This window comes from Colwellia chukchiensis (genome assembly GCF_002104455.1).
Taxonomy (GTDB): Bacteria; Pseudomonadota; Gammaproteobacteria; order Enterobacterales; family Alteromonadaceae; genus Cognaticolwellia; species Cognaticolwellia chukchiensis.
In genome coordinates this window covers 222854-242949 of record NZ_NBOC01000004.1, presented here as the reverse complement: position 1 = coordinate 242949, position 20096 = coordinate 222854, and the positions used below count along the sequence as shown (strand labels likewise).

Sequence of the window (20096 nt, the reverse complement as noted above, 5' to 3'; positions counted from 1 at the left end):
AGTTTACAGTAAGTGTTAAATAGCGCCTTGCGCTTTTAACTCGGCAATTTGGTCTTCACTGTAGCCTAATTCAGCCAACAACTCATGGGTGCTGTTACCCATTTTGCCACAAGCTTTCCCGTCAAGACGTTTGCCATCTACTTTAATTGGGTTGCCTAATACTTCCATACCGGGATTAGATGGGTGCGGCACTTTACGCACCATACCAATATCTCGAATGTAAGGGCTTTCGATCGCTTGAGGTAAGTCATATACCGGCGCACAAGGTATTTTTCCTTGCAAAATTTCTAACCATTTAGCCGTAGTGTTAGCCGCCATGACGCGGTCAATTTCTTGGGTTAACAGATCGCGGTTTTCACGACGCTGGGCAACCGTTTTAAAACGCTCTTCTTTAAGCACATCATCATTTAACAGCAGCATTAAAATTTCCCAAAACTTATCGGTCATGGCCATTAAAAAGATATAGCTGTCTTTCGTTTTATATAACTGACAAGGCACAGTGGCGGGGTGTGCTGAACGTGCAACACGTTTGGTTACGTGGTTTTCATTTAAGTACCAGGTTGCCGGGTAGGAGAGCTGGTGCAAGGCAACGTCAAATAGCGATACATCAATGTCACGTCCTTGCCCCGTACGATAAGCCCCTAATAAGCCAGCCGTGAGTCCTAATGATGCAACAGCTCCTGTCATAAAATCGACCATTGACACACCAAAACGAGCTGGGGCTTGATCCGGCTCACCGGTTAATGACATTAAGCCTGCCTCGGCCTGCATTAAATAGTCATAACCTGGCCAGTTAGCTCTGTCGTTGTCGCGACCATAAGCCGATAAATGTCCACAGACTATTTTCGGATTAATATGTTTTAACGCCTCGTAGGTAATACCTAATTTTTCCGGCTGATCACCGCGTAAATTATTAGTGACCGCGTCGGCAGTTTTAACTAAAGCTTCAAAAGCCTTACGTCCTGCTTCTGACTTTAAATTTAACGTAATGCTTTTTTTATTTAAGTTAAATGTTTGGAAAAAATAACTGTCATTTTCATCTAAAAAAAAGGGGCCAGTTTGACGAGATACATCGCCGCCTATTTTGGGGTTTTCAACTTTGATCACTTCTGCCCCCATGTCGGATAAAAACATAGAACCGTATGGGCCGGCACCATATTGCTCAACAGCAATAATACGAATGCCTGCTAATGGTAGTTGTGTATTCATATTTTATACTTTTCCACTAGTTGCTTTGAAATAATAATGCGCTGCATTTCATTGGTACCTTCACCAATACACATCAACATTGCATCACGATAATAGCGTTCAATATCGTACTCTACTGAGTAACTGTAACCACCGAAGATACGCATAGCTTCATTAGCACAATAAACGCCTGCTTCAGAGGCAAAGTATTTAGCCATGCCTGCTTCCATATCACAGCGCTCGCCAGCATCGTATTTTTCCGCTGCTTGCTCAATTAATAATCGCGCAGCTTCAACTTTCGTGGCCATTTCTCCTAGTTTCAGTTGAATCGCTTGGTGGTTACAAATGGCTTTCCCGAAGGTTTCTCGCTCTTGTGCATATTTTACTGCCAGCTCTGTTGCGCCTAATGCAATACCAGCACCTCTGGCCGCCACATTAATGCGACCTAGCTCTAAACCGCCAACGGCTTGAATAAAGCCCTTACCTTCAATACCACCAATTAAGTTATTCGCTGATACGCGAAAGTTGGTAAACACCACCTCACAGGTATCAATTGCGCGATACCCCAGTTTTTTCATTTTGATCACTTCGATACCGGGGAGAAAATTACCCGCGGAATCTTTTGTCTCAACAAAAAACATACTCGTGCCTTTATGGCGTGGTTGTATCTCAGTATCGGTTTTTACTAATACCGCTAAGGAGTTACCATTAAGTGAATTAGTTATCCATGTTTTAGCGCCATTAATAATGTAATCGTCACCATCTTTAACAGCGACGGTATTAATCGCTTGTAAATCGCTACCTGCATTAGGCTCTGTTAAGGCAATGCCGCCACGTAACTCACCGGTTACCATACGTGGTAAAATACGTGCTTTTTGTTCTGCGGTACCACAGCGTTCAACCGCTGATGCTTGAATTAAATGAGAATTAAAAACACCGCCCGGCGCCATCCACGCAGAAGCAACTTTAATCACTATTTTTGCGTAAATGGAAGCAGGTAACCCCATGCCGCCATATTCTTGTGATATGGTGGCACCGAAAAGGCCGAGCTCTTTCATTTGTTCAACGAGCTCATGCGGATATTCATCAGCGTGATCGTATTTTTGGGCGATCGGACGTACGTCATTATCAACCCATTTATTGATCATATCTAATATAGCAAGTTCATCTTCTTTGGAATAAGCTTCAGACATTGTTAGTCCTCCAAATCTTCAACCGCATAACCAGTTTTTGCGATTAACATTTTGCGCACAAATTGACAAACCTGAACACCATCTTGATTGATGCCACGCGTTTTTATGGTGACGATACCTTGAGTGGGGCGTGACTTAGATTCTCGTTTTTCTAAGACTTCTGACTCAGCGTATAACGTATCACCAACAAACATAGGACGCGTCATACGAATATCATCCCAACCTAAGTTCGCAATCGCTTTTTGACTGCAATCAGAGACACTCATACCCACCATTAAAGCGACAGTTAATGGTGAACAGACAATACATTTGCCAAATTCACTTTTCTTAGCAAATTCCTCATCAAAATGCATGGGGTGGGTATTCATTGTCATTAATGTAAATAGATGATTGTCGTATTCCGTAATTGTTTTACCTGGGCGGTGTTCATAAATATCACCAACGTTAAACTCTTCGAAATAACGGCCAAAAGTTTCGCGATAACGGTTTTCACCTACTTTCTTTGCTTTTTGAACCATAATAATTGCCTCTTTATCTTAAATATTTAATGAATGTGTTGTACAACGCACTAAATTCGCACTTAATGTGTTTTTTTAGCTGCATCTGCTAATTGTAAAATTCGTTTTGATGCCAAAATGATTGGCCTATCGACCATACGACCATTGATCACCACCACGCCGGCATCGTCTTTACCATCGACGGCAACCATAACGGCATTGGCATAGTCTATTTGCGCTTTTGTTGGGGCAAATGCTTGATGGATTAGATCAATTTGATTAGGGTGAATGGCAGCTTTTGCAGTGTATCCTAGTGCTTTTACTTTTTTCGTTTCGCTAATTAAACCCGCTTCGTCTTTAATATTGATGTAAGGCACATCGATAAGATCAACCTTAGCGTTTGCCGCGGCCAACACCAATTGACTGCGCACAAATAACAGCGCTTCATAATCAAAGTCACAACGTAATTCAGCCGACATATCTGCGCCACCAAACATTAAAGCTTTGACCTTATTTGACGCTAAGGCTATGTCATTAGCATTGGCTAAGCCACGAGGCGTTTCTATCAAAGCAATAAGCTGAGTATTACAAAGCGCTAATACCTCACTGGCTATTTTTATATCATCGACACTGTCGCACTTAGCTAACATGATGTATGCAGGATTAACTGCCGCTAGTGCTTTTAAGTCAGCTAAGCCTAACGCTGTCCCTATAGGGTTAATGCGAACACAAATATCACTATGTTCAACATTGAGGTAGTCAATAGCCGCTTGGCGCGCCGCGTCTTTATCGGTAGGTAATACGGCATCCTCTAAATCAATACAGGTTATATCAACCCCAGAGTTTTGTGCCTTAACAAAGCGCTCTGGTTTTGAGCCAGGTACAAAGAGCAGTGAACGTATTACATCAGGCATTATTTTATCTCCTGAGGCTTAGCAATATGCTTTTGGAAATGCTCAGCAATGTCTTGGCGTGTCGCGAACCAAACATCAGGCTTACGCTTAACGTATTCAAAAAACTCTTTCAGAGCCCAGATACGCCCAGGTCTGCCAATAATCCTTAAATGCAGACCAATGCTCATCATGCGCGGTTGTTCTGCACCTTCTTCGTATAAAACATCAAACGTATCTTTAGCATATTTCAACCAAGCTTCTGGCGTATATGAAGGCGAAACCCACATTTTCATATCATTAGAGTCAAGTGCGTAAGGTACGATCACCATAGGTTCATCAGAGCCACTAACCGTATCCCAAAATGGCGCGTCAGCACTATAGTCGTCCATGTGATAAAGAAAGCCTTCCTCTTGCAATAGACGCCGCGTATTTTCAGTTAATAAATAACGCGATAACCAACCTAATGGCCGATTACCGGTTGTTTTTTCAATACTAGTGACGGCATCACGAATAAATTGACGTTCTTCGTCTTCACTCATGCGAAACTGATGTATCCATCGGTAGCCATGTGAGCAGGTTTCATCGCCGCGACGGGCAATGGCTTCAGCTAAATAAGGCGCGCGCTCTAAACTCACTGCCGCGGCGGCCCAGGTTGCGCGAATATTACTGTCGTCTAACAATTTAATAATGCGAGCCCCACCCTCCTTAATACCATATTGATAGTTAGATTCATTGCCGTAATTTCGCATTGGCTTTTTCAAATGAACCATGAGTTCATCTACTGGCTCCATCCCTTTATCGCCATCTTTTACTGTGTATTCAGAGCCTTCTTCAACATTGACAACAACTGACATTGCCAACCTTGCCTTGTTTGGCCATTGGTAGTTTTTTGACATTTCATCTCTCACTTATTGATGTTTTTATAAACACGGCATTCGCATGCTGCACAAGGTTAATATCTTTAATGATATTCTTCACCACCACTAACATTCATACACTCGCCGGTAATGTATGACGCTTGATCTGAGCATAAAAAAGCGCAGGCGTTGGCCGTGTCTTCTTGTGAGCCTGGACGACCTAAAGGGATACGCTCGCGCATCTCTTGCATGTATTTTTCTTTGCCTTTACCTGTGACTTCTGAGAAATGTGAGTTTTGCCATGCACCTAACCCTGTGGTGACGTGATTGGGACAGATTTGGTTAACATTAATGTTATGCTGACCTAATTCTTGTGCTGCAACCCGGGTTAAACCGTTCATACCATGTTTTGAGGTGGTGTAAGCTGACGCATGAGAAAATGCTGATTTAGAGGCTTGCGAACCAATATTGATTATTTTTCCCGCTACACCTAATTCGACCATTTTTTCTGCAGCAAATTTAATACCTAAGAAAGTGCCTCTTAAATTCACATTCAAAACGGAATCCCACTCGTCTACAGCCATCTCAAGAATTGGCTTCATTAAGTAGCCAATACCGGCATTATTTACCCAAATATCCAAACGGCCATAGGTATCTACAGCAAACTGAGCGGCAGCTTTAACGTCATCTGCACTTAACACGTTACAAACAAAAGATGTCGCTTCACCGCCCAGCGCTTTAATTTCATCAACAATGGTTTGCATTTCATTAGTAGAGCCAATGGCTGATTCCGGTAAATGGTCACCTTGTGCGCTACCAATGTCGGTAATAATCACTTTGCAACCTTCTGCAGCTAAACGTTTTGCCATCGCCTCGCCTAACCCCGCTTGACGCCCAGCCCCCGTGATCACAGCGACTCTATTCTTTAATTCTGGATACTGTGACATTGCATTACACCTCTACGTTCGATGTCATAATAAATAACGGATTTTCAGCAAATGACTGAAATTCACCCGCGATTTTTTGCATAGCATCACTTGCTACATCTTGAGCAAATTGTTCCATATCACTAATAGTTAACACTTCAATGTATTGGTATGGCGGCTTGTCTTCTGACATTAACAGCCCCTGCGCTTTTAATAACTTAAACTGCTCTACAGAAGGTAATTTACCGGCGGTAGGTAAATCAGTTGTTACCGCCCAGCGTTCATATTCTGCAATTGCAACATCAGCTTTTAAGTTAAATAAAACAATAATAGTAGTCATAGGTATTCCTAGCTTAACGAATAATTTGTACGGACAAATTCAATAAAATAATTATTAACAACACTAGGTTGAATTACTAGTCCTGCGCTTTGACAAAAAGCAAATGGCGGGGATTTACGGCGAAACTAAGCATTAATTCACGCCAACAAGGTGACGGATAACAATATTACAAACAAAGCCTGCAGATCGTTATTGCATTAGATGCCTAACTTAAAGTCGTGTATGTTTGATAGGATTTTTGCTCAGCCTGTTATTTTAAGATTGTTTATTACAAAGCACACTTGCCGTGTCATGAATTGTTTAGTTTTTAGCTGTCAAAAGTCGATGGGAGTAATGCTGATGCCTTAAGCTTTAACATCGATAGCTCTGCGCTGATTAGGGCAATTAGGCAACCTAAGGTGACCTAATCGATGTGCTAGGTATTAACACTTGCGGTCGAAAATGAGCGATATATAGCGTTCATCTGCGCGACTTCGACGTGCGATAGCGTTTTTATATTTACTGATTTAGTTAACGTTTTTAACGGCTTCTTGGCAAGGAGATATAGCTACGACTAGGTTGCCGCTCTCCGGCTCAACATGACAGCGTCACTATTGATAGCAAGAACTTCTTTAATAACAGCGAGAAAGCGGGAGCACATCCGTATGCTTTTTAAACTTACGAGTATCGTTAGGTAAATGATTCGATGCGAATATTTATGATAACGACTCGATCAATATTTGGTTAGTTCTCGCTGTGCCTCTTCAACGCTTAACTCATCTTCTGCGGCTTGTTCTTCGCTATCTTGTTGTATTATTCGCAGAATTCGAGCGAGGTACTCTTGTGTGGCGACACTACGACGCTTAACTTCTTTTGCACATGGTTGAAAGTCATCAATCTCACTGCGTTGCAAAATACCTTTATTTTCTAATAAACATTCGATCGATGCCATGCGTTCACGCGCAACCGAGAGCTCCATAGCAAGTGCCATTGTTACCGACATCACTTGTTCTGTTTGTTTATCTGCTAAAAAATAGGGGCGTTTTCCCTTTGCTTTCGTTCCTGCTAAGTTTAATTTATTAATATCTGTCATCGTTATTCCTAATCGGCAATCTACTTAATCAGCGTAAGGTTTATTTATTTTCTTTCCACAAACCAAAGGCATTCCACACGGGAGCTCTACCATAGTCCTCACCAGGCTCGTCCGTTTCGCGTTTACCAAATATTTTTTCATCAACTGATGACACCACGCCAACTTCGAACATATCGTTACTGTTAAAACCACATTCATCAAATAGTGCTTTGAGGTCTTTATCATGCATAGGTCCCCAAAAAGGTTCATTATTAAAGTAGGTGTCCCAGTCTCGAATGAACTGTTCGTACACCCCCATGCCATCATATTGGGGCTGCTCAAGGTGTAATGTTAAGCCCCCTTTTTTTAGTAATCGGTTAATGTTTTTTAGGATATTTGGCATAGAGATATTCGATGATTCATGCCAAAACATAGCGGTGGTGATTAAGTCAAATGATTCATTCTCGAAATGACTTAAGTTTTCAGCATCTGCCTGCATGAAAGTAATATTGTCGACACCTAACGATTTCGCTCTAGCATGTGCATAGCGAAGGCTAGGTCTAGCCACATCAATAGCAATAACTTCTGCATCAGGAAACGCTTGAGCAAGCGGTACCGCATTGTGACCAATAGTGCACCCTATATCTAAAATGCGTTTAGGTGTATAATGGGGCTTATTTGCTTTTAACCATTGCCCAACGGCTTGCCCGCCACCATCACTTAATGTGCCAAGTAAACCCGCTGTTGTTACAAATAAACCGAGATCATAGCTTGCCGCCACTGTCACATCATTTTCAAAGTATTCAGTGTAATAGCAACCTGGTTGACAATGAATATCAACGATTCCAACATTGGTTGGTATCTTAACCGAATCATCAAGGACCAGTGTTTTAGCGCCTTTATTTAAAGCTTCTACTTTTTCAACTAAATCTTCGATTTGTCTTAATACTTGCGCGCGACCAACCTGTTGGCGCATTTCCATCGTATTGCGGCGTAAAGCACTCCACATTTGGAAATACGAATTTTCTAACATCGCTTCTCTTACTTCATGCCTAGTATTAGGTTTACGACCTAATTTATTAACGAGAGTAGGCTCTACTTTTTTCTCATAAGCCGTTTTTACCCCAGGTAAAATTGATGAGCTTAAGTGCACATTAAGATGCGTTAAAAAATTTAGCCGTGCTACTTCGTCATGGTTTGCTTCAGGAAATACGTCATGTTTAGTGAGCACATCCCATGACGGTAAAGGTTTGATTTTGCTCATGAGAGGCCTCCTTCTATAATTTGATATTCCACTAATTCATAGTGAGTTTGCATATAACCTTCTGCGCCAGCTTTTAATAACAAATAGTCTTCATCCGCTGTACACCACAAATTATATGGTGGGTGCTCTTCTGGCAAATTCCCAGCTGTATCGACCACTTGAAAGTGACGAGCTAAAAACTCACCGGCTTTAATCGTCACTTTTTCTTCGCCTAAATATTTGATACCAAAACCCATTTTAAATAATAGCGGTCCTGTAGCACCACGATGATCTGGAGACGTTAAAAACAGCTCAGGGAAAAACGTTTTACCTGGACCTTTTGATAAGTCATAAAGCTTCATCAATAACGCATCACCCACGATAGGGTGGGCTTGTAACCACTTTACCGGAGATTGAATATCTACTTTTTGAGTAATACGACCGTCTCGTTGATTATGTGACTCACACTCAACATAACCATCGGAAAATCGCATCCAACCAGAGCCTTCGTATTTGTCACCAACAGTTAACCGTACACTGCAATCAATCGGGCTTGCATCTGGATTAATAGCCAACACAACATCTCTTATGACATTAGGTTCGTCATCAATTTCGCAATGTGCATTTAAGACTCTGACGCCATCGGCTTGCTTAGTGATTGAAAAATACTCTCGGCCACGCTCTTGATCAAAGCGTTCTGGTTTTTTGCTGGTATATTGAATAGTGCCTCGAATCGTTCTGTGTTTCATAAATTACCTATCATCATTGCTCAAATGCGAGTGACTTAAATACTCGTTTAATAATAAGCATATATTGACCTTATAAATTCTAATGTCGTTGACCTTTGTCAATTCTAACGATAGAAAACACACCATCCTGTTTTTACAGCATATATTTGTATGATTCGACGGGCGCTTGGATTAAATGACGCTTGTTAAAGTGTTAAAAAATACGCAAAGCTTAAGCTGACGGTATGCGCTAGTAATGTTTGCCTTGACGGTATTTAAAAAAATTGTTTTTTACTTTCAGGTAGTCGGTTTAAGGTCGTTATAAATATAGCGTAGGAGGGAGCATGCACGTAATGCTTGCTTAAGCAGAAAAATAAAGCTGGTTAAAATATTGAACCGCGTGAAAAGAGCAAACTGTTCTTTTTTTGCAATTCTTACTTGGATAATACACCTAAATTTCAGGTATCATTTTTAAAGCTGACTTAATTTCATTTTGAATAGCATTCCCAAATAAACATGTGTTATTAATCGGGTATTTACAGCCGTACCATTAGGTTTTGTTTTTTTACGAATACGCTCTTTAGCTGTCCATGCATTGTTTTTTCTTTTAAATACACCTTCCCATCAAACCTTACTAACAATATATGGCGAGCCCGCTAACCGCATATTAACTCGCCAATACCACCATAATACTGTTTAATACTTAACACTTAACCAAACTCAATTTATGCTTGCTAAGCTTAGCGGTGTTTTTTCAACGCCTCGGCCATGGCGGTTAGGCATAATGCAACATTTTCACGTCGAGCGGTAAAGCCCATTAAGCCAATTCGCCATGCTTTGCCGGCAAACTCACCTAGCCCAGCACCAATTTCTAAGTTGTATTCTTGCAACAGCATTTGTCTGACGCTTGCATCATCAATGCCTTGTGGAATATACACAGCGTTAAGCTGAGGTAAGCGCTCTGCCTCTGGTACAATAAAGTTTAAACCAAGCTCAGTTAAACCTTGCGCTAACACTTGATGTTGGCTTTGGTGGCGATGCCAAGCGTTTTCTATGCCCTCTTGTTGCAGCATTAACAACGATTCATGTAATGCGTATAACGAATTTACCGGCGCGGTATGATGATACGCGCGCTTGCCTTTGCCTGACCAATAGCCCATGACTAAGGATTGATCTAAAAACCAACTTTGCACTGGTGTGCTTCTGCGCTGGATCACTTCACTGGCTTGTTCACTAAAGCTAACCGGCGAAATACCCGGCACACAAGACAAACATTTTTGGCTGCCCGAATAAATTGCATCAATCCCCCAATCATCAACCCGCAATTCAATCCCTCCTAATGAGGTTACAGCGTCAACTATTGTTAAACATTGATAACGTTTAGCAATTTCACATAAGCTTTTGGCATCAGAGCATGCACCAGTCGAGGTTTCTGCATGAACAAACGCAACAAAATTAGCTTGCGGGTGCGCTTTCAAGGTATCTTCTAGTCGCTGTGGCTCAACCGCGCGCCCCCACGGCGAGTCAACAATCACTAATTTGGCGCCAATTCGCTGCACATTTTCAATCATGCGCGCGCCAAAAACACCATTACGACATACCACTACCGTATCGTCTGGGGTTATTAAATTAACAAAACACGCTTCCATGCCCGCAGAGCCCGGCGCTGAGATTGCCATGGTGTTTTCGTTTTTAGTTTTAAAGGCATATTGTAATAACTGCTTCACTTCATCCATCATGGTAATAAATTCAGGATCTAAATGCCCTATGGTTGGTCGAGCTAAAGCAGACAATACCCGTTGACTTACATCAGACGGTCCAGGTCCCATCAGGGTGCGTTGCGGTGGAATAAAAGATTGAATTGCCATAATAAAACTACCCAATTAATGAAAATAATAACCACAGCTTATCATCATTCAACAAATGCGCTCAATTGTTGGCAATTATGTTAACTATTTCTCAACACCATAATGACGCAAGTCGGCTGTGCAAGCATGTAATCCTAGTTGCCAGTTCCTCAGCCTTGTTGGCTACAATTCAGTGCGTGAACGATATGCCCCAAAACAATCAACTACGCTATCGTAGCAATTGTGTGATAAGGCTTGAAATAAAAAATATTAACGCCGCAACATAAGTTGCTACCACAGCGTGACAATTAAAGTTAAGATATTGAATTCATTACTCAACACAGTCTCTACATTCACATGGCGTTAAAATCAACTATCAATAAAGCCACTATTCATCTTGCCGATATGGATCGTAACTATTATGACACTTTGCAATTAACCATAGCGCAACACCCGTCGGAAAACGATCGCCGCATGATGATCAGGCTAATGGCTTATATCCTTAATGCCAGCGAAAACTTGCAATTTGGCAAAGGGGTCAGTGATGAAGATGAAGCCGCCATTTGGCGCATTAATTACAGTGAAGAAATTGAGCTGTGGATTGAGCTGGGCCAGCTCGACGAAAAACGTCTGAAAAAAGCTTGTAATCGTGCGCAACTCGTTAAGTTGTATTGCTATGGCAGCAATGTTGATACTTGGTGGGCACAATCACAAAGTAAGCTGAAACAATTTAGCAAACTGTCCATTGCCCGCTTTAGTGAAGCCACAGCGCTGGCTTTAGAACAGCTCGCCGATCGCTCAATGGAGTTTCAAGTCAGCATTCAAGACGGCCAGTGTTGGCTTACCTGCGCCGAGCAAACCTTATTGATTGAATTAACTGATCTTCAACACGCCAAGCCTTGAGTTACCTGAAGCAACGCCAATGACCTAACGTATCAAGTTAAAAAATAATAATAACCCTATCCACTCTTTAATTAGGACGCGCGCCAGTATGCTAAAACAAATCGTAAATCAAGCCAAAAATAAAAAATTCACCCAGCTAAAATATATACTCGCCGCTATAGCGCTAACAACGCCACTTTATGGTGCCTGTGAAAATAGTATCAGTGACATTATTCCCATCGAGCAAGTTGTTAAAGACATTAGCTACTTAGCCAGCGATGAGTTAAAAGGCCGCGCCAATTTTAGCCCAGAGCGAGCACAAGCGGCAGCCTATATTGCAGAGCGTTTTGCTGAAATCGGCTTAGCGCCTATGCAAACTAAACAAAAACAGCTGACACAAAAACCACATATCGCGCTATTTTTACAGCATTTTAACGTCCACAAAATACAACCTCAACATATTAGCGTTAGCCTGAATCATAGTGCAATTGGCCATGAAAACATAACCATGGCAACTACCCTAGCTGAGCTAAGCTGGCAAACTGAACAGGCTCAAAGTCATGTTATTGGCAAAGATGATGATATGCGCAAGGTGTTGCAACAGCTCAATCAACAAGGTGGTCAACATGTAGTGCTTGTTAATTCTGCTCATCGCAAAACCTTTCAGCTATATAAAAACTATTTTGACGCCGGTTTAACCAAGCTGGCTATAACACAGCCTGGCGCCATAGTTCTGGTGTTAAGTGATGAAAGCCAACTCTCGCATTATCAGGTCAAGGCACAGGCAAAAATTAGTCAGCAAAGCTTAAGTAATGTTGTTGGTATATTGCCAGGACATGATGCACAGCTTGCCAATGAGGTGGTTTTATATAGTGCACATTATGATCATTTAGGCACCACAGCAGATGGTAGAAAAATTTATAACGGCGCTGACGATAATGCCTCAGGCACTACGGCGATATTAAATTTAGCGCAATACTTTGCTCAACAAGGTAATAACCAACGCACTTTAATGTTTAGTGCCTTTAGCGCAGAAGAAATTGGCGGCTTTGGCTCTCGTTACTTTTCACAACAACTTAACCCCGATAACGTCGTTGCCATGATCAATATTGAAATGATAGGTAAAGTGTCTAAATTTGGCCCAGGTACGGTTTGGATGACAGGGATTGAACGCTCTAACTTAGCACAGTTATTGAACGATGCGCTGCCAGAAAATCTGGCCAATAACGGGCTAGCAATACAAGCCGATCCCTACCCAGAGCAAAAGCTATTTTATCGCTCAGATAACGCAACCTTAGCGCGACTTGGTGTACCAGCACACAGTTTTAGTAGTACTCAGCTCGATAAGGACCCACACTACCATCAAGTAAGCGATGACTTAAGCAGTATTAATATGAGCTCTATGCATCAGGTTATTGAATTACTGGCGATTGCCACACAGCCACTGGTTGATGGTAGCCTAACACCGAGTCGTATTGACAAGTCAAAAGTGCGCTTGCAGGGAAAAATTTATTAATAGCACAGTGGCAAGGCCAAGCAGATGTTAGCCTTGCCAGCGCATTTGATGCTCTAAGGCGTTACTGCTGATAATGACAAAACCATGACGTAAATATAAGTGTTTAGCAGGGTTATTTAACAACACATTTAAAGTAATGGCGATTCGTTTGGTCTGTGCTTTGCGCTTAAGTAATGTTAGCACCTGACTACCAATACCTAGCCCCTGAAAACGCGGCAAAATCTGTAACTGTCGAATATGAAAGCTTTCCGCAAACTGCCCGAGCTTTATTAGCCCTATCGTACGCTGCTGATAGCTTATGATAAATGCGTCAGTAAAATATGTTTCAACACGTTGCAGGTGCGCCGCATCATCATACTCAAGGCCGGCATTTTTTAAATGCTTAGCCATGGACGCTTTTCTTAGCATTAATAAAAAAGACTTATCCTGCGGGGTTGCCCGTCTAAAGGCGATCATTGCCGCTGAGTTATCCCTTGGCGTTGTTTTAGGGTATTTACCTGACATTAACGAAACCATTTCGCGCTAGCTTGTGGTTACTATAGCAAGTTGGCAAAGGCAAAGACCATAGGCTAGCGCAATTATGCTTTGCGGCGTTTGGGTGTTTGATAGTCATCGCATAAATTGTACCACTGAGCGCGCATAACTTGCTTAGCAACATTCGAACGCGGCACACTAGTCGCCTAACATGAATAGGACCCCCTTATGACGTTCAATAAAACCTTGCTTGTTTTATCTATTACCGCAGCACTTTCAATTGCTTGTAGTAATGAAACAGGCTCAGTCGCTCAGCAAAACAGCGCAGTAACCACACAACAAACAACAACATCAGCGCAAAGCGAGCTTAGCGCCTCACAAGCTGCTAATGCGCTTTTTGATGCTATTTTTATGGAAGCGGTTAATCGTAACCCCGTTAGGCAAACCTACCTTGGTATTAAAACCGATTATGATAAGTGGCAAGATTTATCCGAACAGCATAGCGCCAAAGAGCTAGCTTTTGCCAAAGCGGCATTAAAGCGTATCCAAGTGATTGATGTTAATAGCTTAGATAAACAAACGCGTTTAAGCTACCAATTACTGGAGCAAAAGCTAGAGCAGCAAATCGACGATTATCAGTGGCGCCATCATAACTACCCTGTTAATCAAATGTTTGGTGTACACTCACAAGTACCTGCTTTGTTGATCAACCAACATAGCATCAGCAACAGTAAAGAAGCCCGCGACTATATTGCTCGGGTCAAAAATGCTAAATTGCTGTTAACACAATTAGTTGAACAACTGCGCATTCGTGCCGACAAAGGCATTATTGCCCCAAAATATGTCTTTGAGCATGTTATTCGCGACTCAAAAAACTTATTGGTTGGCGCGCCGTTTGATAGCCAAGGCGATAGTACCTTATACGCGGACTTTAACAAAAAAATTGCCAAACTTGCGCTAACAACAGCAGAGCAACAGGCATTAACAGCAGAGTTATCCGCGGCATTAACCACAGAGTTTAAAGCCGGCTACCAGCACCTGTTCAACTACTTAACTGAGCTTGAACAAAAAGCTGACAACCGCGATGGTGCATGGAAGTTTCCACAAGGAGAAGCATTTTATAATAACGCATTAAAGCGCACCACAACCACAGACCTCACCGCAGATGAGATTCATCAAATTGGTTTAGATGAAGTGGCCCGCATTCACCAAGAAATGCGCGCGATCATGGCAAAAGTTAATTTTGACGGCTCGTTACAAGAGTTCTTTGAGTTTATGCGCCATGATAAACAGTTTTACTATGCTGGTGATGAAGCTGGCCGTCAGCGTTACCTAACTGAAGCGATTGCTTATATCGACACCATGAAGGGTGAGCTAGATAAACTGTTTATCACCAAACCTAAGGCTGATCTAAACGTTAAAGCCGTCGAAGCATTTAGAGAAAAATCTGCTGGCAAAGCCTTTTATCAACAACCGGCACCTGATGGCTCTCGCCCGGGTATTTACTATGCCAACCTTTACGACATGGCGGCAATGCCAAGCTATCAAATGGAAGCCTTAGCCTACCATGAAGGTATTCCGGGGCATCACATGCAAATCGCCTTAAAACAAGAGCTAGAAGGCATTCCAAAGTTTCGTAAATTTGGTCGCTATACCGCCTATAGTGAAGGCTGGGGTTTATACTCAGAATTGATCCCAAAAGAAATTGGCTTTTATAAAGACCCATATTCTGATTTTGGTCGCTTAGCAATGGAGCTATGGCGTGCTTGTCGCTTAGTGGTTGATACAGGTATTCACGATAAAAAGTGGACCCGAGCACAAGGTATTGCTTATTACATGCAAAACACCCCGAATGCTGAGTCTGATGCGATAAAAATGGTTGAACGCCATGTCGTTATGCCGTCACAAGCCACTGCCTACAAAATTGGTATGTTAAAAATCGTGCAATTGCGTGAGCATGCTAAAGCCCAGTTGGGGGATAAGTTTGATATTCGCCAATTCCATGATGTGGTCTTAACCAATGGCGCAGTCCCCTTAAATGTACTTGAAGCTATGGTTAACGACTATATTAGCAAAAATCGCTAATGCATTAGCACAGCGCTAAATAAAGGCACAACATGATAGCCAACGGTTTATACCGTTGGCTTTTTTGGGTTTTTAATATCACGTTGTTAACCGCTAGCGCTTAGCGCTATTTAAAACTCACCATCTCGGCAAGATAATGCCTTTATCACCAGTAATATAAAACCGCACTAAAACAACACTTGCTAAACCGCATTAAAGCACACAAACTAAGCAAACAACTTATTTAACGATAACTCATCAAGGAGATGGCGTTGACATGGCGCTTAAAATTCCGCCGCTGTTGCAAGTACTCATTGCTCTGCTATTAATGACCTTAGTACATCACTTAGTACCAACCTTTACCTTAAGCTTTGCCTTGAGTGCGTATTTAGCCAGTTTACTACTCGTTATTGCCGTAAGTATTGGCGTGCTAGCTATTTATAACTTTCGACAACATAACACTACAGTCAACCCGATAAAACCTGAGTTGTCGTCACAGGTGGTTGATAGCGGTATTTATCAGTATTCGCGCAACCCTATGTATTTAGCTATGTGTATCGCCTTAGTGGCCTATGCTATTTATCTTGAGAATCCACTCACTCTGTTCGTTTGTTGGTTATTTGTCCGCTACATTTCAAGCTATCAAATTCAGCCAGAAGAGCGAATATTAACTCAGCTGTTTGGCTCAGCGTACCGCGACTATCAAGCGCGAGTTCGTCGTTGGTTATAAACAAAAAAGCACTTAAAGCTTATTGCTAAAAGTGCTTTTTTTCGTCAACTTTTTCGTCAACGTAGTACTTGAAATTCCGCCTGTAGTTCAACAAATAGTCGATTAAGCTTTCTTTAAATACGCCGCCACAAGTACAATACGCGTACCATTAACCTTACCTTCAATATGCTCTGGGTTATCAGTTAAGCTAATGCCGCGCACCATAGTGCCTTGCTTGGCGGTAAAGTTTGCGCCTTTAACTTTCAAATCTTTTATTAAGGTTACGTTATCACCATCTTGTAGCTCAGCACCATTACTATCACGGGTTGGCCCTGCGCGCTCTGCTGCCGCTATACCTTGCTCGGCCCAGGTTTTCACCTCATCTTCAAGGTAGAGCATATCAAGCGCATCTTGTGCCCAGCTTTCTGTCGATAGCTGATGCAACATACGATACGCCATCACTTGCACAGCCGGCTCTTGATTCCACATAGCATCGGTTAAACAACGTAAGTGGTTTATATCAAGCGCTTGTTCGCCATTCACTTGCGCTAAACACTGGCCACATAAGTAAATGCTTTGTTGGGCACTTAAGTCACTATTGGGGGGGACTGGGTGTACGGTTAAATTTTCAGTTGAGGTACAAAATTCACAACTTGAATTACTGCGCTGCTTTAAAGCTTGCTCTGTTGCCATAATACTAACTCCGCAAAAATTTTGCCGCTATTATGCGCTTAATTTACCGATTTAAAAAGCGCAGATTGCCACTCAGTAACAAATAGTCACATCCGCGGCAATACCGCATTGAAGCATGCAAAGTTAAAGCAAAAGCTTATTAGTAATGGCTAACTATGTAAGTCCGCAAGTCATTACTATGCTTGCGGACATTGACAGCTTAATAACAGCTGTAAGTGTTATGGGTTGATGTTTTTTGTCGCATGATGCGAAGCAGCGGCGGTAAAAACCACATCGGTAGAGCTATTTAATGCGGTTTCTGCGGAGTCTTGAATCACACCAATAATAAAGCCAATCGCCACAACTTGCATGGCAATGTCAGTATTGATACCAAATAAACCGCAAGCCAATGGAATAAGCAACAAGGAGCCCCCTGCAACGCCAGAAGCTCCACAAGCAGAGACTGCCGCAATGATACTAAGCAGTATTGCCGTGGCAAAATCTACCTGAATATTTAGCGTATGCGCGGCCGCAAGCGTAAGCACGGTAATGGTGATGGCTGCGCCTGCCATATTAATGGTGGCACCTAAGGGAATAGAAACTGAATAAGTATCTTCATGCAACTTAAGCTTTTCACATAGCGTCATGTTAACGGGTATATTGGCCGCAGAGCTACGCGTAAAAAAAGCGGTAATTCCCGAGTCTTTAATACAGGTTAGTACTAAAGGGTATGGATTTTTTCGAGTAACAAAATAAACAATTAGCGGATTGACTATCAAGGCAATCACCAACATAGCCCCCAATAACAGTAAGACTAAGTGGCTAAACTCGCCTAAAGTATCAAAACCGGTTGTTGCCACAGTATTAGCCACTAAGCCCATAATACCTAATGGTGCAAAGCGAATAACCAACTTGACAATACTGGAAATGGCTTCGGCAACATCATGCACCATCACTTTAGTTGAGTCGCTGGCTTTTTTCAGCGCAAAACCTAAGCCTAACCCCCAGGCTAAAATACCAATAAAGTTGCCGGTAACCACAGCATTAAAGGGGTTATCAACAATTTTAAACGCTAAAGTGGTTAGTACTTCTTTTAAGCCTTGTGGCGGATTGGCACTGGCGCTGGCAATGTCTAAGGTTAATTGCACAGGAAATGCGAAACTTAAGCCAACCGCAACCAGCGCAGCGCTGATAGTACCCAGTAAATAAAGGCCAATAATCGGCTTTAACTTGGCATCACTATTCGCTTTTTGATTAGCAATAGCTGAAGCCACCAATACCAGCACTAAAATCGGTGCAACAGCTTTTAAGGCATTGACGAATAAACTGCCTAAAATCGCTATGGACTGAGCAGCAGTTGGCGCAATAGTGGCAATCACAATGCCAATGACAATCGCGATAATGATTTGGTTGACAATATTTATCGATGCCAGTTTGTTAAAAATTACATTGTTCGCTAAAGAAGTCGGTTCTGTATTCATAGTTTTTCTTATGTCAGTTAATTTTTATGCTGATAATAAAATTTCAGGGTAATTATTTACCACTTATTTACCAGCACTGTCTAATTTAATCGTTACCCTGTTACTTTAAACCGATGGTTTACTTTGCCAGTGAATAAAGTAGCTATTAGTCGCCTCTGTTGGTACATAACCTTTGCAGACAAAGTGACCAATAACCGCTACCAGTTGATTATCATAAAACAACAAAGGCAAACGTTTTCGTTGCCATGGTGGTATAGCAAGCTCTTGCAACACTTTTTTTAACGAGCGAGAATGCTGCCGATAGGCTGGTAAGCATGTAGGATTGTCATGAGCAAAGCAAATTTTTACCGTTTGCTCAACCTTGGGCGCTTTTACCTGCTCTTGCCAACTGTGACTTGTCTGAGTTTTCATCGCCGTTGAGGTAAAATATAACTCGCCTAGTTGATCGGGCAGCAACACTTCTACTACAGCTTTAGCACTGAGGCGCTGCAAATTGATATTTTGTTGCCAACGGGCAACATCATGATAGATATCGGTTAAATATAATGTTTGCTTAAAGCGCCGAATACAGGCGTTCGCCAGTTGCACCACAGGTGACTTATCCGGTGCGGCATGCAACTGCAGACAAATTTGGGCTAATTGCTGCTCTGATGGCATCAGGTGTTTATGCTGAGCTAAAAAATAGCGTATCAGGTTTTTTAATCGTCGCTCACTAAGCTGCACTAATTTCTCGATTGATAATTGCTCATGAGAGCGTTGGCATAGCTGCAAGTCTTGCTCTGCCAACTCATCAAGCAATTGCTGTGCTTCATAACAATGCTGAGCACTGCGGGCCATAGTTTTATTAATGCTAGGCCATCGTTGCGCTAATATAGGTAAAACTTGCTGTCGTAGAAAATTACGATCATAGTGCTCATCAGTGTTCGATTCATCTTCAACCCAGTCAAGCTGATGTTGCTGAGCATAAGCGACTATTTCTGCCCGCGAAATGGTTAACAGTGGCCGTGCCAACACATGTTGCGCCAACGGTAAATCCGCTGGCATCGCCGACAAACCTTTTAAGCCAGCACCGCGTTTTAATGACAATAAAAAAGTTTCCGCTTGATCATTTAAATGGTGCCCCGTCACTATAATTGCCGGCTCAGCACTGGCTTGTATCAACAATTGGTAGCGGCCATCGCGTGCTATAGCTTCTAAACTTTGTTGCGGTTGTTTGTGTAAGCTTAAATTAGCCGTAGCAAAGGGAATACCATAGTGCTGGCTCTGTTGTTTGGCAAAACGCTGCCAAGCATCCGCATGCGGGCTTAAACCATGGTGAACATGATAAACAAGTAAGGCATTGGTTAGGTGGCCCTGAGCCTTAAGCTTGGCCAGTGCGGCTAGCAATACCTGTGAGTCAACACCACCGCTATAGGCAATAATTAATCTCTGATCGGGACAAGTTTTAAAGCGCTGTAATAGCGCCGATTCAATGATATTCACAAAGTTAATACACGCTTTGATAGGTTATATTTAACACCAGATAGCAAAAAAGC

General features: G+C 42.2%; 19 protein-coding genes. 4 read left to right on the top strand and 15 right to left on the bottom strand.

The features are described from left to right. Nucleotides 1–15: 15 nt before the first annotated feature. The 11 genes from B6K83_RS07540 to B6K83_RS07490 all read right to left on the bottom strand — a co-directional run bounded on the left by B6K83_RS07540 (nucleotide 16) and on the right by B6K83_RS07490 (nucleotide 10784). Nucleotides 16–1209, bottom strand: coding sequence for a CaiB/BaiF CoA transferase family protein (locus tag B6K83_RS07540; RefSeq protein WP_085284303.1), 1194 nt, complete (start codon nucleotides 1207–1209; stop codon nucleotides 16–18). After that, nucleotides 1206–2381 (bottom strand): acyl-CoA dehydrogenase family protein, encoded by a 1176-nt coding sequence (locus B6K83_RS07535; protein ID WP_085284302.1) that lies wholly within the window; start codon nucleotides 2379–2381, stop codon nucleotides 1206–1208. The genes B6K83_RS07540 and B6K83_RS07535 overlap by 4 nt, the downstream gene beginning before the upstream one ends. A gap of 2 nt (nucleotides 2382–2383) precedes the next feature. Continuing rightward, a complete protein-coding gene (locus B6K83_RS07530; protein WP_085284301.1) occupies nucleotides 2384–2899 on the bottom strand; it encodes a MaoC family dehydratase in 516 nt (171 codons plus the stop codon). A 62-nt stretch (nucleotides 2900–2961) separates the two neighbouring features. After that, nucleotides 2962–3792 (bottom strand): HpcH/HpaI aldolase/citrate lyase family protein, encoded by an 831-nt coding sequence (locus tag B6K83_RS07525; protein WP_085284300.1) that lies wholly within the window; start codon nucleotides 3790–3792, stop codon nucleotides 2962–2964. Further along, entirely contained in the window at nucleotides 3792–4667 is an 876-nt protein-coding gene (locus tag B6K83_RS07520; protein ID WP_085284299.1) for a polysaccharide deacetylase family protein, read from the bottom strand. Before B6K83_RS07520 ends, B6K83_RS07525 begins: the two co-directional genes overlap by 1 nt. 65 nt (nucleotides 4668–4732) lie before the next feature. Beyond that, nucleotides 4733–5575 (bottom strand): SDR family NAD(P)-dependent oxidoreductase, encoded by an 843-nt coding sequence (locus tag B6K83_RS07515; protein WP_085284298.1) that lies wholly within the window; start codon nucleotides 5573–5575, stop codon nucleotides 4733–4735. Between the two features lie 4 nt (nucleotides 5576–5579). Next, nucleotides 5580–5894, bottom strand: a complete 315-nt coding sequence (locus tag B6K83_RS07510; protein WP_085284297.1) for an REDY-like protein HapK — start codon at nucleotides 5892–5894, stop codon at nucleotides 5580–5582. 712 nt (nucleotides 5895–6606) lie between these two features. After that, the gene (locus B6K83_RS07505; protein WP_085284296.1) at nucleotides 6607–6966 is read right to left on the bottom strand and encodes a hypothetical protein; all 360 of its coding nucleotides are present in this window, start codon (nucleotides 6964–6966) and stop codon (nucleotides 6607–6609) included. A gap of 40 nt (nucleotides 6967–7006) precedes the next feature. Further along, the gene (locus B6K83_RS07500; protein ID WP_085284295.1) at nucleotides 7007–8209 is read right to left on the bottom strand and encodes a class I SAM-dependent methyltransferase; all 1203 of its coding nucleotides are present in this window, start codon (nucleotides 8207–8209) and stop codon (nucleotides 7007–7009) included. After that, nucleotides 8206–8937, bottom strand: a complete 732-nt coding sequence (locus B6K83_RS07495; protein WP_085284294.1) for a hypothetical protein — start codon at nucleotides 8935–8937, stop codon at nucleotides 8206–8208. The genes B6K83_RS07500 and B6K83_RS07495 overlap by 4 nt, the downstream gene beginning before the upstream one ends. 719 nt (nucleotides 8938–9656) lie before the next feature. Then, nucleotides 9657–10784 (bottom strand): pyridoxal-phosphate-dependent aminotransferase family protein, encoded by a 1128-nt coding sequence (locus B6K83_RS07490; RefSeq protein ID WP_085284293.1) that lies wholly within the window; start codon nucleotides 10782–10784, stop codon nucleotides 9657–9659. Nucleotides 10785–11120: 336 nt separating this feature from the next. On the opposite strand from B6K83_RS07490, the gene B6K83_RS07485 reads away from it, so the two are divergent. Together B6K83_RS07485 and B6K83_RS07480 are read left to right on the top strand one after the other, a co-directional pair. Next, on the top strand, nucleotides 11121–11666 hold the full coding sequence (locus B6K83_RS07485) for a YaeQ family protein (protein ID WP_085284292.1): 546 nt from the start codon (nucleotides 11121–11123) through the stop codon (nucleotides 11664–11666). An 88-nt stretch (nucleotides 11667–11754) separates the two neighbouring features. Further along, entirely contained in the window at nucleotides 11755–13161 is a 1407-nt protein-coding gene (locus tag B6K83_RS07480; RefSeq protein ID WP_085284291.1) for a M20/M25/M40 family metallo-hydrolase, read from the top strand. Nucleotides 13162–13188: 27 nt separating this feature from the next. Here the strand turns inward: B6K83_RS07480 and B6K83_RS07475 are convergent, their stop codons facing one another. Further along, nucleotides 13189–13665 (bottom strand): GNAT family N-acetyltransferase, encoded by a 477-nt coding sequence (locus B6K83_RS07475; protein ID WP_158088328.1) that lies wholly within the window; start codon nucleotides 13663–13665, stop codon nucleotides 13189–13191. A gap of 198 nt (nucleotides 13666–13863) precedes the next feature. Here B6K83_RS07475 and B6K83_RS07470 point away from each other — a divergent pair, with 198 nt between their 5' ends. Both B6K83_RS07470 and B6K83_RS07465 read left to right on the top strand, forming a co-directional pair. Then, entirely contained in the window at nucleotides 13864–15720 is a 1857-nt protein-coding gene (locus tag B6K83_RS07470; protein ID WP_085284289.1) for a DUF885 domain-containing protein, read from the top strand. 256 nt (nucleotides 15721–15976) lie between these two features. Then, nucleotides 15977–16429 (top strand): methyltransferase family protein, encoded by a 453-nt coding sequence (locus B6K83_RS07465; protein WP_085284288.1) that lies wholly within the window; start codon nucleotides 15977–15979, stop codon nucleotides 16427–16429. Between the two features lie 102 nt (nucleotides 16430–16531). On the opposite strand, the gene B6K83_RS07460 is transcribed toward B6K83_RS07465, so the two are convergent. The 3 genes from B6K83_RS07460 to tilS all read right to left on the bottom strand — a co-directional run bounded on the left by B6K83_RS07460 (nucleotide 16532) and on the right by tilS (nucleotide 20043). Beyond that, nucleotides 16532–17101: a PhnA domain-containing protein gene (locus B6K83_RS07460; RefSeq protein WP_085284287.1), complete on the bottom strand. Its 570-nt coding sequence runs from the start codon at nucleotides 17099–17101 to the stop codon at nucleotides 16532–16534. 218 nt (nucleotides 17102–17319) lie between these two features. Next, entirely contained in the window at nucleotides 17320–18561 is a 1242-nt protein-coding gene (gene sstT / locus B6K83_RS07455; RefSeq protein WP_085284286.1) for a serine/threonine transporter SstT, read from the bottom strand. Nucleotides 18562–18666: 105 nt separating this feature from the next. Then, entirely contained in the window at nucleotides 18667–20043 is a 1377-nt protein-coding gene (gene tilS / locus B6K83_RS07450) for a tRNA lysidine(34) synthetase TilS (protein ID WP_085284285.1), read from the bottom strand. Between the last annotated feature and the right edge of the window lie 53 nt (nucleotides 20044–20096).